21 protein-coding genes are annotated in these 15158 nt (G+C 38.5%); 9 read left to right on the top strand and 12 right to left on the bottom strand.

The features are described 5' to 3' along the window. Position 1 precedes the first annotated feature (1 nt). Positions 2 to 388 carry a type II toxin-antitoxin system VapC family toxin gene (locus tag EZY12_03150; GenBank protein ID QSX68712.1) on the top strand — a complete coding sequence of 129 codons (387 nt, stop codon included), beginning with the start codon at positions 2 to 4 and terminating at the stop codon, positions 386 to 388. 113 nt (positions 389 to 501) lie between these two features. Here the strand turns inward: EZY12_03150 and EZY12_03145 are convergent, their stop codons facing one another. From EZY12_03145 to EZY12_03125, 5 genes are all read right to left on the bottom strand, one after another. Beyond that, positions 502 to 738 carry a hypothetical protein gene (locus EZY12_03145; protein QSX68711.1) on the bottom strand — a complete coding sequence of 79 codons (237 nt, stop codon included), beginning with the start codon at positions 736 to 738 and terminating at the stop codon, positions 502 to 504. Between the two features lie 214 nt (positions 739 to 952). After that, positions 953 to 1396, bottom strand: a complete 444-nt coding sequence (locus tag EZY12_03140) for a hypothetical protein (protein QSX68710.1) — start codon at positions 1394 to 1396, stop codon at positions 953 to 955. Between the two features lie 337 nt (positions 1397 to 1733). Continuing rightward, positions 1734 to 2261, bottom strand: a complete 528-nt coding sequence (locus EZY12_03135) for an NAD(P)H-quinone oxidoreductase subunit J (GenBank protein QSX68709.1) — start codon at positions 2259 to 2261, stop codon at positions 1734 to 1736. Then, complete coding sequence (locus EZY12_03130; GenBank protein ID QSX68708.1) at positions 2254 to 2991, bottom strand: NADH dehydrogenase subunit K; 738 nt, start codon at positions 2989 to 2991, stop codon at positions 2254 to 2256. The genes EZY12_03135 and EZY12_03130 overlap by 8 nt, the downstream gene beginning before the upstream one ends. After that, positions 2982 to 3344: an NAD(P)H-quinone oxidoreductase subunit 3 gene (locus tag EZY12_03125; GenBank protein QSX68707.1), complete on the bottom strand. Its 363-nt coding sequence runs from the start codon at positions 3342 to 3344 to the stop codon at positions 2982 to 2984. Before EZY12_03125 ends, EZY12_03130 begins: the two co-directional genes overlap by 10 nt. A gap of 261 nt (positions 3345 to 3605) precedes the next feature. On the opposite strand from EZY12_03125, the gene EZY12_03120 reads away from it, so the two are divergent. From EZY12_03120 to EZY12_03095, 6 genes are all read left to right on the top strand, one after another. After that, entirely contained in the window at positions 3606 to 3950 is a 345-nt protein-coding gene (locus EZY12_03120) for a rubredoxin (GenBank protein QSX68706.1), read from the top strand. Between the two features lie 74 nt (positions 3951 to 4024). Then, positions 4025 to 5044, top strand: a complete 1020-nt coding sequence (locus EZY12_03115; GenBank protein ID QSX68705.1) for a photosynthesis system II assembly factor Ycf48 — start codon at positions 4025 to 4027, stop codon at positions 5042 to 5044. 101 nt (positions 5045 to 5145) lie between these two features. After that, complete coding sequence (gene psbE / locus EZY12_03110) at positions 5146 to 5394, top strand: cytochrome b559 subunit alpha (GenBank protein QSX68704.1); 249 nt, start codon at positions 5146 to 5148, stop codon at positions 5392 to 5394. A gap of 9 nt (positions 5395 to 5403) precedes the next feature. Continuing rightward, entirely contained in the window at positions 5404 to 5541 is a 138-nt protein-coding gene (locus EZY12_03105) for a cytochrome b559 subunit beta (protein QSX68703.1), read from the top strand. Positions 5542 to 5550: 9 nt separating this feature from the next. Beyond that, positions 5551 to 5670: a photosystem II reaction center protein L gene (locus EZY12_03100; protein ID QSX68702.1), complete on the top strand. Its 120-nt coding sequence runs from the start codon at positions 5551 to 5553 to the stop codon at positions 5668 to 5670. Between the two features lie 132 nt (positions 5671 to 5802). Continuing rightward, positions 5803 to 5922 (top strand): photosystem II reaction center protein J, encoded by a 120-nt coding sequence (locus tag EZY12_03095; GenBank protein ID QSX68701.1) that lies wholly within the window; start codon positions 5803 to 5805, stop codon positions 5920 to 5922. A 183-nt stretch (positions 5923 to 6105) separates the two neighbouring features. Here the strand turns inward: EZY12_03095 and psaI are convergent, their stop codons facing one another. The 7 genes from psaI to EZY12_03060 form a co-directional block, all read right to left on the bottom strand. Then, a complete protein-coding gene (gene psaI / locus EZY12_03090) occupies positions 6106 to 6246 on the bottom strand; it encodes a photosystem I reaction center subunit VIII (protein ID QSX68700.1) in 141 nt (46 codons plus the stop codon). Positions 6247 to 6323: 77 nt separating this feature from the next. Beyond that, complete coding sequence (locus EZY12_03085) at positions 6324 to 8798, bottom strand: hypothetical protein (protein QSX68699.1); 2475 nt, start codon at positions 8796 to 8798, stop codon at positions 6324 to 6326. A gap of 137 nt (positions 8799 to 8935) precedes the next feature. Next, positions 8936 to 9190, bottom strand: a complete 255-nt coding sequence (locus EZY12_03080) for a hypothetical protein (GenBank protein QSX68698.1) — start codon at positions 9188 to 9190, stop codon at positions 8936 to 8938. 2 nt (positions 9191 to 9192) lie between these two features. Further along, positions 9193 to 10107 (bottom strand): hypothetical protein, encoded by a 915-nt coding sequence (locus tag EZY12_03075; protein ID QSX68697.1) that lies wholly within the window; start codon positions 10105 to 10107, stop codon positions 9193 to 9195. 204 nt (positions 10108 to 10311) lie between these two features. Continuing rightward, entirely contained in the window at positions 10312 to 11088 is a 777-nt protein-coding gene (locus EZY12_03070) for an RNA polymerase sigma factor SigF (GenBank protein ID QSX68696.1), read from the bottom strand. A gap of 755 nt (positions 11089 to 11843) precedes the next feature. After that, positions 11844 to 12674, bottom strand: a complete 831-nt coding sequence (locus EZY12_03065; protein QSX68695.1) for a photosystem II manganese-stabilizing polypeptide — start codon at positions 12672 to 12674, stop codon at positions 11844 to 11846. A 407-nt stretch (positions 12675 to 13081) separates the two neighbouring features. Beyond that, positions 13082 to 13216, bottom strand: a complete 135-nt coding sequence (locus tag EZY12_03060; GenBank protein ID QSX68694.1) for a ribbon-helix-helix protein, CopG family — start codon at positions 13214 to 13216, stop codon at positions 13082 to 13084. An 81-nt stretch (positions 13217 to 13297) separates the two neighbouring features. Between EZY12_03060 and EZY12_03055 the strand changes: the two genes are divergently transcribed. Together EZY12_03055 and EZY12_03050 are read left to right on the top strand one after the other, a co-directional pair. Further along, positions 13298 to 14602, top strand: coding sequence for a transposase (locus tag EZY12_03055; protein ID QSX70489.1), 1305 nt, complete (start codon positions 13298 to 13300; stop codon positions 14600 to 14602). A gap of 193 nt (positions 14603 to 14795) precedes the next feature. Then, positions 14796 to 15149: a hypothetical protein gene (locus EZY12_03050; GenBank protein QSX68693.1), complete on the top strand. Its 354-nt coding sequence runs from the start codon at positions 14796 to 14798 to the stop codon at positions 15147 to 15149. The last annotated feature ends 9 nt before the right edge of the window (positions 15150 to 15158 follow it).

The following is a 15158-nucleotide window of genomic DNA, read 5'->3' as shown; positions in this document are numbered from 1 at the left end:
CATGCAAGTTTTATTAGATACTCATACACTTTTATGGTTTTTCTCAGGCAATGAAAATATTAGTATAACTGCTAGAGAATTAATTGAAGATACCAATAATCTCAAATATATAAGTATTGCTAGTGTTTGGGAAATGGCAATTAAGCAAAGTAAAGGTAGGCTGAATTTGTCTGTACCTATAGATGATTATATTCAACAAAAAATCCAATTTGCTGATTTTAAAATCCTATATATTCAACTAAGTCATTTACAAGCAGTTTCTAGCTTGCCTTTTCATCATAATGACCCCTTTGATAGATTATTAATAGCACAAGCTATGGTCAAAAATATCCCTATTATTAGTCGAGATTCTATGTTTGATTCATACAAAGTTAATCTTATATGGTGATCTCAATTATTGAGAAGAGATTCCTTGATCTTTTCCTAAAACAGTATTTTTTGGCTAATTTTTTTAAATTTCTCTGATATTCAGGAGTTAAATCAATTTTAATTAAGAAAGAATCATTCTGCATCAATTCCTTCCCACATTTGTTCTAAAGGTATTCTTTTTCCTGCTTTTGCTTCTTGCAATGATATTTTTAAACTCTCTTTTATTTCCTCAATGGGAGTATCATCAGGATCATCCGCTTCTGGTAAAAGAATAATTACCTTAACAGCATTAAAATTATCAATTTGTAAAGGATAATCTAGGGTTAATTGTCCTTCTTGTATTTTTCCAGTAACTTCTAAGGCTTTCATAGTTTTTAGCTGCTTTTTGTTTAACTAATTTTGATGCAGAAGATATTTCTATTACATTTTATTATATCATTCTATAATCAGATTAAAATTATATTCAAATCCATCATTATGACAAATTTTAAATTGTCTGATGAATGATAGACAAACTCTTCTAATTCTTTGTTTCTTCCTTTGGCAATTGCCATAATTGAATTAGTTTCTAAATAAATAATAATCATAATAATTCTAACTCCTCTGTAGTGCCATCAAACAAAAGAGTAAATAAGCCAATTTCCTTCATTTCCTCAATGTAAGGAGGGGTTTCATTTTTCCAATGATAAGCTAAATCTCTTAACCAAGATTGAATTAAAGTTATTAAAGTAGATTGATAGATGATTCCTTCGATACTTTTTGGATTATAATATCCTAAAACCTTTTTCGTGTCCAATCTTGCTACTTCTGTAAAAGTCGGACTCTTAAAAATTCTCATGACATGAGAATTAACGAACATTAAAAAAGGAATATGCTGGTATTGTTCCATTTTTAAGATTTTCAGATCCGGGGAAGAATACATGGCGGAAAATCTCACATCTATGATCAAAATAGATTTATCATCTTTATCTTTAGCAACTATGGAAGGATAAAAATCAATTATGGTTGGAGGTTGTATTTTTAACATGATATTTTACCTCTTAATTAACCAGCATTTATATTTTTTATTATAACTAAAATTCTTAACTTATAATTACAGTAATTGATGATAAGTACCTTGGCACAATTAAATATAAAACCTCTCTCCAAACCTCTCCCCTGCGAGGGGAGAGGCTTTGACTCCCCCTTCCCTACCAGGGAAGGGGGTTGGGGGGTTAGGTTTATATTATATTTTTTAACGCCCACTTACTTAGCCTAATTATTTATAATTCCCTATTACACAAATAAAGATTTACAACTTAAACCCCTCTCCACAACTGGAAAGGGGTTAATTGTTACTACTGAAAATTCAATTCCAGCAATCCTTAATAAGCATTTTGTAACTCGTAGAAATCAGGTGAGATGTAATCTTTACGTAAAGGCCAACCTACCCAATCTTCTGGCATCAAAATCCGCTTTAAGTTAGGATGACCTTCATAGATGATGCCATACATATCATAGCTTTCCCGTTCTTGCCAGTCTGCTGTTTTCCAAATCCAATAAACTGAAGGCACAGAGGGATTCTCTCTCGGTAAAAACACTTTTACCCTGATTTCTTCGGGACGGTCAGCATTATCACTAACTTTGAGTAAATGATAAATACTTACCAAATCTTGTCCCGCACCTAAGTCCATAGCTCCCTGAAATTGGAGATAATTAAACCCATAAGCATACAAAGCTGTAGAAATAGGAAGGAGGAAATCTGCTGGGACTTTAATTATTTCTACACCGTTAGCATCAAGTTCTAAAAACTCATGGATAAAGCCGTTGTCCGCTAACCATTGGGAAATTTTGCCAGCTTGAACTAAAGATACTTCCTCTGCGGGAACTGGTTTAGATTCTGCTTCAGCCACGCGCTTGTTCCTCCTTCTGTGTCTTTGCTGTCAACAATCCTGGGGGTACAGCCATACCAATTGCTTCTGTTAATTCTTTGGGAGGATTAAAGCGAGTATCTGACTGCATATACTTACCAGTCAAGATTTCGGGAACTGGCTTGAGATTATGAGTTGTACTGTAGTAGCGGTGAATTTGCTTGATGTTATCCCGTTCCTGCATGGACTCATTGGAGATTTTTTTCCGCAGTTTAATAATTGCGTCAATAATCGCTTCTGGACGGGGAGGACAACCAGGCAAATATACATCTACAGGAATTAGCTTATCAACTCCGCGCACTGCTGTAGGTGAGTCAACGCTAAACATCCCACCAGTAATTGTACAAGCACCCATAGCAATCACATACTTGGGTTCGGGCATTTGTTCATAAAGACGCACCAATTGAGGAGCCATCTTCATGGTAATTGTTCCCGCAGTGATGATTAAATCCGCTTGGCGGGGGCTACAACGAGGGATTAACCCAAAGCGGTCAAAGTCAAAGCGAGAGCCGATTAACGCGGCAAATTCAATGAAGCAGCAAGCTGTACCAAATAGTAATGGCCACAAACTCGAAAGCCGCGCCCAGTTGTAAAGGTCATCAACGGTGGTTAAAATAACGTTTTCTGACAGTTCATGGGTAACTGTCGGCCGTTGCATGGGGTTGATGATTTCTTCTGTGTCCTGGGTAATAATATTAGAATTTAGGACCATTCTAAAGCTCCTTTACGCCATGCGTAAACTAAGGCGATGATGAGAATTGAAATAAAGACCAGGGCTTCAATGAATGCCAATAAACCCAAACGGTTAAAAGCAACTGCCCAAGGATACAAAAATACTGTTTCTACGTCAAAAACAACGAAGACCAGAGCAAACATATAGTAACGAATGTTGAACTGAATCCAAGCTCCGCCAATGGGTTCTAGTCCGCATTCGTAGGTAGTGCGTCTTTCTAGACTGTTCCCACTGGGTCTAAGAATTTTTGAGGCTGACAGTGCTAGGGCTGGAACTAGGCTACACAGAATAAAAAAGCCTAGAAGGTACTCGTAACCGCTAAGAACAAACACAATGGTTTTCTACCGCTAATGGTGTAAGGGAATAAGCTATCAGTTATCAGATTCATAGCTTGACAGATGGTTACTGACAACTGTTGACTGAAATATATGGATAATCTTCTTCTACATTATATCTGTTAGGGCTTTCTGAAATCTGGGTGACAGAGTAGATCCTTATATTTGAATCCTTTTGATTCGTGATAGAAAAGTCCAGCAATTATGTCATAATTTGTAACGTATCTTTAATAATTCCCCTCTGCGAGACTAAGAGCTATGAGTGAAAAAGCTGAAGAAGCTGTGGAAACTCCAGAGTTAGACCGCTATGAGTGTCGCTCTTGCGGTTACGTTTATGAACCTGAAAAGGGAGACGACAGGAATGATATTCCCGCAGGAACACTTTTTGAACAGCTACCTACAAATTGGCGTTGTCCCGTTTGTGTAGCTAAAAAAACTGTTTTTGCAAATATTGGACCAGCGGGTACTGCGTCTGGTTTTAAGGAAAACCTAGGTTACGGTTTAGGTGTTAATACAATGACACCAAACCAAAAGAACATTTTGATTTTTGGGGCTTTGGCTCTGGGATTCTTGTTTTTTTTGAGTCTTTACGGACTACAGTAAAAACCGCTATCTTTATTTACCTCAATTCGACAATAATCTAATTAAACCTGAACTGGAAAACCTCAGTAATACTGATGCACTCAATTGTAAAGAAGTGGCAAGGATTTATTGCCGCATTAATAGTAGTTATCGCCTGTATTGGGTGTAGTAGTGTTCCTTCTATTAGCTCCAGTCCTTGGCAGGTAATTAATGTGCCAACAAACGCGAAATTGTTAGACATTGGCTTTGCTAATAACTCTCAACATGGTTATTTGGTGGGTGGTAATGCCACTCTCTTAGAAACTAATGATGGTGGTGGGACTTGGCAACCACTAAAGTTAGAATTAGATGATCCCAGATATCGGTTTAACTCTGTGAGTTTTTCTGGTCAGGAAGGTTGGATTGCGGGAGAGCCTTCTCTACTGCTCCATACTACTGATGAAGGCAAGTCTTGGTCACGGATTGCTTTAAGCGAAAAGTTACCTGGTAGCCCAATTTCAATTACCGCCACAGGTGAAAATACAGCGGAAATGGCTACTGATGTGGGAGCTATTTACCAAACTACAGATGGTGGTCAAAACTGGAAAGCTAGTTTGGAAGCAGCCGTTGGTGTAGTGCGGAATATGGAGCGATCGCCTGACGGTAAGTATATCGCTGTTTCTGCTAAAGGTAGTTTTTACTCCACTTGGGAACCTGGACAAAATGCTTGGCAACCCCATAACCGCAATAGTTCCCGCCGTTTGGAAAATATGGGTTTTACTAACGATGGACAAATGTGGTTATTAGCTCGCGGTGGCCAAGTGCAGTTTAGTGATCCTACTAAACCTGAAGAGTGGTTAAAGGTAAAATATCCAGAGTTGTCCACAAGTTGGGGTTTACTCGATTTAGCTTATCGCACACCTGATGAAATTTGGATTGGTGGTGGTAGCGGTAATTTACTTCGCAGTGGTGACGGTGGTGAAACTTGGGAAAAAGACCGTGGTGTAGAAAAAGTTGCGGCTAATCTTTACAAAATTGTGTTTTTTAGCCCTGATCAAGGCTTTATCATTGGCGATCGCGGCGTTTTGCTCAAGTATAACCCCAAAACAGAGGCAGCACCAGCACCAGCGGCGTAATTACACCCCACAATGGATGTATTCACCAGAAGTGAAGCTGTAAGTTGTAACTCTGTAGGATAATAAAATCAATAATAGTTTTTGATAAGGGAGTGAAATAAATGGCAGGTACCACTGGAGAACGTCCATTTTCTGACATTGTTACCAGTATTCGTTACTGGGTAATTCACAGCATCACCATTCCTGCATTGTTTGTGGCAGGTTGGTTATTTGTCAGCACTGGTTTGGCTTATGATGTATTTGGCACACCTCGTCCTAATGAGTATTTTACTCAAATCCGTCAAGAAGTGCCAATTGTGAGCAATCGTTTTGAAGCAAAAAAACAAGTAGAAACCTTTATTGGAAAGTAATTTGACATCATGACTAGCGGTAATAACATTAATCAACCCGTTACCTATCCCATTTTTACAGTCAGATGGATCGCAATTCATACATTAGCTGTCCCCACTGTATTCTTTTTGGGCGCGATCGCCTCAATGCAATTTATTCAACGCTAGGAGTTAATCATGGAAAGAACGCCTAATCCTAATCAACAACCGGTTGAATTAAACCGTACCTCTCTCTACCTCGGACTACTATTAGTCTTCGTTCTCGGAATTCTATTTTCCAGTTACTTCTTTAACTAACTGGGTAGATAGGGAACACCGGAACAGGCAACAGGGAACAGGGAACACCAGAACAGAAGAATAAATTCTTCCAACTGACAACTGACAACTGACAACTGACAACTGACAATTTTTATAAGTGAGGAAAAAACTGTGTCTGGAAGTGGAAGAATTCCCCTGTGGGTCGTGGCTACGATCGCAGGTTTAGGTGTAATTACTGTTGTAGGTATTTTCTTTTATGGATCTTATGCAGGAGTTGGTTCTTCAATGTAATGCTACGGGAAGAAGATAGTAATTAGAAATATAAAAAACTAGATTTTTCCTTGATCATCATTTCTGAACTGCTTCTGCAAAAATCGGCATAAAAACCGCCTATCTCATAGAGGTAGGCGGTTTTGTTTGTTTTCAAATAGGTAGTTGGTAAAAAAATTAAGTCACCAACTACCCATACCCTAATTAAGCAACATCTTCACGTTCAATGTATGAAAATAAAAACGCAAAAATAACTGCTGGTAAAACCAAGCCGGTTAGGGGAACCAAAACAGAGGGCAAAAAGGAAGAATAAGCCAAAATAGTAGGGAAAAATGAACTTGACATTATGTTTAAGTCCTGTAAAGTGTTACTAGAAAATTCTACCCAATTTGTTAAATTATGAAGATTTTTAACACAGATTTTTACATTCCCAGGATTTCATCCAATTCTATTTTTGGTAAATCAGGTGGAATCACTGTCTTAATTATGGTAACTTTGTTACTTTCCTGTTGGGTAGCCTGATCAAGAGCGATCGCTGATAAACGGATTTCTAAACAGCCAAAAGGAATTTTTAGGTAAATTGTCGTTTCCCCTCCTCCCCAGGCATTAGAACGTAAATCTGGCAGAATATGTGGTCCATCTAGTAGACTCCGGGTTTGGTAATCTTCAACCCATAATTTGACTGCTACAGAAGATGAGACTTCAGATAATTTTATACGCACGATTACGGATGTACCAGCGACAAGTTCACCTTCTGGTAAATACAATTGGGGAGTTGGTAAAGACTCCATCATCACAGAAGAGAAGTCTGGCGTAGTTTCATCCTCCAGTAGGAGAGAATAATTATTATCTTCTATAGCTTCATCACTCAAGCTATCCGCGTCTAGTTTAATAACCAGATCATCTATAACTATTTCCTGAGACAACCATACTGGCTGGGTGGGTATTAGACTAGTGAGAGTGACTATTTCCGATTCATTAAGTTCTAAAAGAATATTCTCAGCAATAGGATCTTCCTGGGTTTGTATTTCCCCACTTAACAAAACTTCTCCATCTAGAGGTTGAGTTTCTTCCCCAGGATCATTGTCTAATGATCCTTCCGCAATAGATTCAGTTAATAAGTATCCTTGACTGTCTATCCATTGTTGCAGGAGCGGGGAATTTTCCCCAGTATCAACCACATCCAATTCTTCACCATTGGGAATTAAGAAATTTTCCCCAGTATCAACCACATCCAATTCTTCACCATTGGGAACTAAGAAATTTTCCCCAGTATCAACCACATCCAATTCTTCACCATTGGGAACTAAGAAATTTTCCCCAGTATCAACCACATCCAATGCTTCACTCTTGATCACCCCCGTCACAATCTCCGCTATTAATTCTGCATAGGATGTGTCATCTGTCATAGACTCATCAGTCAGTGAAAGATCATCTGTGGGGAATTCTGATATTTTTGCTGATAAAGTGCCTACAGTGGGTAAATGTGGGGATTTATTCAAAGTTGCTAATTCTTCAACATCTAACTTGTCATTAACTGTTTCCCTTTTAGCTGGCTTAACTTTTAACCGTGTTAAGTACGGAAAAGTAGTGTTGACTGGTTTAATTACCAACTTTTTTAAATCAATTGGGTGGATAGCCAGGGTTTTTGTGAGGGAGTCCTTTTCCGAAGCAGTAGTAATCTCAGGGGTAGGATTATGAGGTAAATTTGGCAATTGTGGTGAAAAAATCTTCTGGGATACGATGGGTTTAATTTGGGGTGGTAAAGGATGGTTTGGGGATGGCTTTAAAAGATGAAACTGCGCTAACTTAGGAGTCTTAGCTAAATTGAAAAGTTCTAACCGAATCTTAACAGAAGGCTTTGGCTTAACTGATGGGTTACTTGCTGCTAAAGATTCACGGGAATGGGATTGGGAGGTTTGCAGTGATAATAATTCAGTGACATCGGCTGTAATTGTGAAGGTATGGTTAGCTAAAAGTATGACTTCACCAATATCAGTTAATGCACCATATAAATTAATATCTGCTAAAAGTAACTTAGATTCACAGTTACGGGGAATATCAATCAGGGTACTAAAGCTGAAAGGTAAGATTTGATCTGTTAATGGTTGCTGGATCTGGTTAAAGATTCTTGATTCTAAAGGCGATCGCAGAGCAATTTCTAGCCGAAGTTGACAAAGTCCATCCAGAGAAAATCGTTCATCTTCCAGATTTTCTATTTCATTTACTTCCACATCGCCATGAATGATAAAATTATCTCCCCAACGAGCAATATAATTATCTTGATCTAGACTCAAATTCAGTGCTAGAGGTGGTGGGAGAGTGGGAGCATTCTCAATAGTTTCCTCATCTAGTAGGGGTTCATCTTTGGGTAGAGCTAGATCTAATAAGTTTTGTAAAATCTGCTCTGTTGTTTCCCCCTTAAACCAAACTGGAGTCCCATAATTCATCACTATATTTACTTCAGTATCAGCCTCTGAAGCCAGATCAGATTCCTCAGGGCAACCACGGGGGGTTTGCCCGGACGTTGGCAGCGTTGGGCTGGTTTCTGGGGGTGATACTTGAATGATGAGCGTACTTTGCCAGGATTTACCCAGCATATCTGACATGACATCGCCAGAGCATCGTAACTCCCAAATCCCTGGTTTAAAGTGGGTAAAGGGAATTACTGCCATTAGTCCTTCGCTATTAGTCCGGCGCGATCGCTTGAGGACTCTCCGTTTGGGTGGAATTTCATCAATTGATATATGAGTCACCCGCACATCTACAGCCGTATTCTTCAGAGAAGAACGAGCTAAAACTCGATAATTACCCGCCCAAATATTTAAATTTGGCGAATCCAAAGTGCGCCAAGTGTGATCCCCCTGTTTCTGGATCAGAAATTGCCAGTTTTCCATTATAAATAAGCGCCTAAACTGAAGAACAGCCAATTAATATTTTGCATTAACTTGCTTGTCAGTTTAACCCAGCTATCTTCTAATGAACTACCCCATCTTACTTCGTTGAAGATGGGGTTTCTACATCCCCTTAAATTTTATGTTCCTTCAAGTTCATAGCGATTTTGATAATAAGCCACTATCTGCTTGAACCTTTCTCGACTTTCTGCATCAGCATTTGGTGTCCATAAAATCCACAAGCCAGAAATTTGACTTTGATTGTAATCAAACTCCAAGGATGTTTGTGGTATTAATCCCACTTGTACCCCTACCACCTGACCCAGATGCGCCGCTATTTCCCGATATACAGCCAAAGGTAAATCAGGAAATTCTATTTTCTCCTGTATATCCATATCTATAAAGCCGCCCCCACAAGATTTTCAATAGGCTTAATCACCGAAATGGCATTACCCAAAGCAGCCGTAGTAGCTGGTTTAGATACTTTAGTAGGTTGGTCTCCTACTTGTTTAGCAACTTCAATCCCATACTGTTCAAAAATCACAGTAGGATTACCACCGTTGCTCATCTCAATCCGTTTTACCAACACCCCATTTACTAGTCTCTGTCCCGGTTGTACATATCTACTAGTTGGCTCATCTGGCACTTTAACAATTGCTTGAGGTACTTTACCAATCAAGACTACACCAGTAACAATAACTGCTCTAGCAGTTTCTGGCTGTGGTGCTACTGGCAATACTGTCTTGAGTTGAGGCGAGGGGACAGATCCAGGTAAAACCGTAGGTAGAACTGGTTTTATTAGGGGTTTTTGTGCTATTTGCGTTGGTTTTTTGGGTAATGAAATTGCTGGTTTAGTTACTATTGTCTTGGTGGGTTGCGGTGGGATTGATTTCGGCAGAGTTGCTGTAGTAGGTAAAGGGGGTAATTTAGGAACTGCAATTTTGTCACCTGGTACCTTAGTATTTGTCACACCTATCGGCTCCACAATTTGCCCAAAGGGATCTGTTCGTCCTTTCTGGACAACACCCAAGCGCTCTGTGCTATTTGTCGGTTGAATCAAACTCGCAACTGACCCAGGATTTATTGGTAGTTTGCTAGATACAATAGGATTATTAAAGGGTTGAGTCAAAGAAGGTGGCTGTGCCATCTGCGGAGCAGTTGCTTGAAGCCCGGGCGTATTGCTATACGCCCCTACAGGATTTGGCACAGGACTAGCAGTATTAGTAGCGGTTGGCGTTTCACCTATCGTACATCCAGTAAGTGCCAAGGTTGTTAAAATAACTGCGGCTGTAATATGTGAATTTTTACTCATTAGCTGCTCTCAAAAACTATAGAAAAGTTTGTTTATAGGAATACAATTTGCCTGATCTGATAAGCCTTTGTTTTAAATCACAGGCTTAATCTGTTTTCTTTATAACCTAAATTTTGATAATGCGGAAGTTGCTTGTTATATTATCCAATGTTTTGTCAGCCCACACTTCACTAAAAACATCAAATTGGAGTCCTATATAAACAGCTAATTTTCTGCCACACCCATGATTTTTTTCAACAAATCCAAGCCTTTCTTGACTTGACGAGAAACGGTCACAACACTAATACCCAAATGCGCTGCTACTTGCTTTTGTGTTAAATCATACAAAAATACACACTCAACAACGTCACGAGTCCGTTGTTCTAACTGAATTAGGGCTTGTTGCAAACGAATTTGATCTTCTTGTGCTAATTGAAAACTACGATAGTTGTTATCTGGAACTAATTCACCCAAACAAGTAGAGCCTTCTTCTGCATCTTGTATTGGTACATCTAAGCTTAATGGAGCGCGGTTAATCCATGCTAATTTAATTTCTTGCCATTCACTCAAAGAAATTTCCAATGCAACGGCTAATTCCCTATCAGTAGGGGGGCGATTATATTGTTCCTGGAGAGAACGGGAAAGCCCAACAGCTTGTTGTTGGAGTGCTAACCAACGTCTGGGTATTTTTATAGTTACGCCTTTATCTCGCAGATAGTGTTGAATTTCACCACGAATATAGGGCATTGCATAGGAACTAAAAGCATTTCCCTTAGAAAGTTCAAATTTCTCAATTGCTCTAATTAAGCCCATACAACCTACCTGAAGAAGATCCTCATAGCTCTCATTGCACTGATTAATCCAATAATGGGCTTCCTTTCTGACTAGTCCAAAATTGATTTGTACCAGTTGATTGCGGACTTTTTCCGAGCGGGATTGTTGATACTCTCGTAACAACTGTGAAATTTCATGTTTGACTTCATTTGTGATTGTATTAGACATGATAATTTGATTTCAAGCAAGTAGGTTTGGTGTATAATCGTTTTTGAATTTAGCTGCGACAGCTACTTTTTGAGTCGAGACGATGCGCGTATCTTGCTTCCCGAAAAAGTTGCCACAAGACAGAAGAACTATATTCAGACAGATGTTGAGATACAGAATTTATAAAGCTCCATATCAAATAAAAGTTTTGCCTCTACAAAATTGCCGTAAATGCTTTAAACAGTACAATAAGTAATTGCAACATTACCTCGATATTTTTTACTCAACTAATTTGAGTATGTTTCGTAATTTATTGAAAACCTATCATAGACTTAAAATATACAATTAGCGATCCAATATTAAACCGGGATTATACTTAATTTCACTAATTAACTATGAGACTTGCTTGCAGGTATCAAAAATTACAAACAATTGATGATTATCAAGCCTGAGACGGCGATTATTTTTGTTTATCAACCGTCTTCTCTTTGTTGAGTGAGTAATATTACGTAATTAAATAAATAAATTCATCTCGAACTTTAAAAAAAAATAAAATAAAATTTTAAGTCAGTAAATTTACGCAGCTATCAAAAAGCCCTAGTTTTCTCAAAAAAAAAACCAAGATACACTCTGGTATAAAAGTGCATCTTGGTTAAGGAAATTTCCACAAATATATTTTTGTGACTTCTGAACTCTTAACATTATGGAGGTATATTAGGTTACTGAATCACCAAAATATTTATGAATTTCACGCTTCCATAATGTTGTGTCAATATTTAGGCGCGGGGTTCAATGTGTGCGTAGAACAAACCACGAATCTTCACTTCTTTAGGTTCACCTGCACCTAAATCTGTATCTGAAGGTTGTTCACTTTCAAAAGTTCCAGCTATTTCACCAGAAATATTATCTACTTTGGCGACTTGCAAGGAAATTTTACCTTTGAGGACTTCTGCACGTTTAACATTAGTCCGTGTTAAATCTTCATCATCAGCTTGGGCTGGCAGAGCTACAGCGTTATCATAGCCACTCACAACACCACGACCTTTGGGATCTAAGAAAGCAGCACCACGATAGGAAGGGACTTTAAAAGTTCCTTTAAAGTCGGTGGATGTATTAATGCTGGTCAAATTAGGTTGTGTTTGTGCAACTAAGTTTTTGATGGTAAATAAGAAAGGTACTAGTTCACCACCAGGAAGTTTAACAGTAATAGCTTGGAAGTCAAGACCATCTTCTTCCGTAAAGGTTAAGCTATTATCTGAATTAATGTTTAGTTGACCTTGTACTTGGTCAATGGTAGAAGTATACCTAGTCATAACTTTACCAGGTACAAATTCTGCTATTTGACGTTTGTTAGCAGGTTCTTCTTTGACAAAGAAATTGGTTGGTTCTAAACAAAGTTCTTTGATGCTGTATGTCAAGTTGGGATCAAGAGCAATTGAACCACGACTAGTTTCTGCCAGTTGAGGGCATTTATTAGCCAAGCCAGTGCCGCGAATTTGTTCGTAAGTGAGGACATCACGAACGCTGGTAGAAGGTGCATCACTGCAAGCAGTGATTAGCCCTAGGCAGAGAGCGAAAAAAGCAACAATTAAAGCGCGATACCTCATGGTTAACCTCAATTTCAAAAATTAATATCTAAGTTGTCGAGCTGCTTTAGTAAACTTACTTAAACGCATTGCGTTCCTGAGTCTGGAATTCAAACCATAGACTAAGCAGCGAACCACATCCATTTTGGATGATGTATATGTTGTTAGTACATACAACAAGAATGTTTGGATAGGGAAATTAGCCAGATCATACGATTTTTTTTAACTCAAAATCAAAGCGCTCTAGTGGTTAAATTTTGCTGTCATCCAGCACAAATCATCAAAAAGCCTTCTCTACCTTACCATCAAGGATTCTTGTTGCTTGAGAATAGTTAGAAACTTATAGGATCACTCGGTAAGCGGAAAACTCAGTGGCTTAAGCCCTGAGATATAAGCGACACGGGCGATTTTAATCGCCGTGACATTCTCTATTCTAGTTTATATTCTTTAATCAACCTTTGTATTGCCGACGATTGAGAGACTCCCCAGTTTTGAGCAATACTCTCTAATTTTTCTTTGTCTTTTTCGGACAAATAAACCATAGAACCTTTTTTCCTAGACATATATCCAATCTACTAATGTTGTGCTAATATAATATTATCACAACATTGCAGGTCGAAACAATGTCTAAAATTAAGAAGTCAATGGGGGTTCAACAAGTTTTGTTATCCCCAGACAACGAGACGAAAGCATTATTGGAATATCTTTGTCAACAGTCAGGTAAGATTTATAATAGTGGTGTTTACTTTGCCAGACAGACATTTTTTAAAACCGGAAAGTTGCTAACTAACAAGTTTGATTTGATTTACGAAAAATCTATTAGTAAATCACTTGTTGCTAAGTCTTTGCCATCAGTTCCGATGCAGCAGACTCTAATGTCAGTAGCAGAGGGGTTTAAATCTTTTAAAGAGTTGCGAGATTTATTTCTGAAAGGTCAGTTACATTTTAAACCTAAAGTACCAGATTACTTAACAGGATCTAAGTTATTTAAGGTAGCTTATCCAAACTCAGGAGGACAGCCTCCGACATTAATTAACGGACAACTTAGATTTTCATTAGGAACAACTGTTAGGCGATGGTTTGGTATTTCTGATTTCTTCTTGACAATGCCTTCAAACATTGATTATTCAAAGGTTAAAGAGTTTACGATCTCCCCAAAAAATGGGGCTTTTTATCTGGAAATGTCATACCAAGTCGAGAGGCAAAAACATGATTTAGACATCAATCAAGCTTTATCAATTGATCTAGGAACTGCTGACAATTTAGCAGCTTGTGTTGATACTTTGGGCAATTCTTTATTGATTGATGCTCGGGCGATGAAAGCAATGAATCAGTTATGGAACAAGAAAGTATCAACCCGTAAAGAAAATAAACCGGAAGCTTACTGGGATAATTGGCTAGACCGAGTAACCCGTAAACGCAATCATCAAATGCGAGATGGCGTTAATAAAGCTGCAAAACTAATTATTGACCATTGCCTAAAATACGGCATTGGCACATTAATCATTGGCTGGAATGAAGGCTTTAAATCTCACGCTAATATGGGTGGATTGAACAATCAAAAGTTTGTTCAAATGCCTTTAGGTAAACTCAAAGACCGATTAAAACAATTATGTGATTTACACGGGATTAGATTTCAAGAAACCGAAGAATCTTATACGTCAAAAGCATCTTTCTTAGATGGAGACTCCCTACCCGTTTATGGTCAAAAACCAGATGGGTGGAAAGCATCAGGTAAGCGCGTTAAACGTGGATTGTATCGGTCCGCTAATGGTTCAATTGTTAACGCTGATTTAAATGGTGCAGCGAACATTTTAAGAAAAGTAGCCAGCAATCTAAGCTTAGACTTGGGCTTACTGGGTAGGCGTTGTTTGACGAACGCAGCGAGAATTAGACTTTGGGTATTAAGCCCTAAGCTTACTCTGTCCGCAGAATCTCAGTGTCTTTAGACCTGAGAGTGTCAAATATTCACGAGGTAGGGGCGCAGGAACTATGCCCATTCAGGAGTTTGGGGCAGTGACTGGATGTTTTGTCCCTAATTTTTGTCCCTCAATCTATTATAGACTGTTGTATTTGACTGTTTTGTTGATCAATTTAGGGACTTTTCCAGTATCGTATTAGTTTTATGGATTAAAACGTTCCATGAACCATGATCAAAATAAGGATTTGTCCAGCGAACTACAAGCGATTTCCGGTGCAGTTAAAGATGTAGCTCAAGAATGCAAAGGCGATGTCATTGCTCTATTGGCTTTGTTGCGTCATTTAGAACAGTTGCACAAAGAAATTCGGGATGGAGTATTTCAGGAAAATTTGCCTGCTAATCGCCAAAGACTATACTCGCTTCTCAGAGATATTGAATCTGAGGGGGGTTGGCCTTATATTGCCCGGATGCGAGTACAAGCTTTGTTGGTAAATTTATCAGAGGAAGTTAGTGATGAGGAGGCTCTTGCCAACTATACTCATGATGTTTTTAAAATTGATAACTCGTCAGAATAATTCAATTTA

This window comes from Dolichospermum sp. DET69 (assembly GCA_017355425.1).
Lineage (GTDB): Bacteria > Cyanobacteriota > Cyanobacteriia > Cyanobacteriales > Nostocaceae > Dolichospermum.
This window is presented reverse-complemented; position numbering and strand designations above follow the sequence as displayed.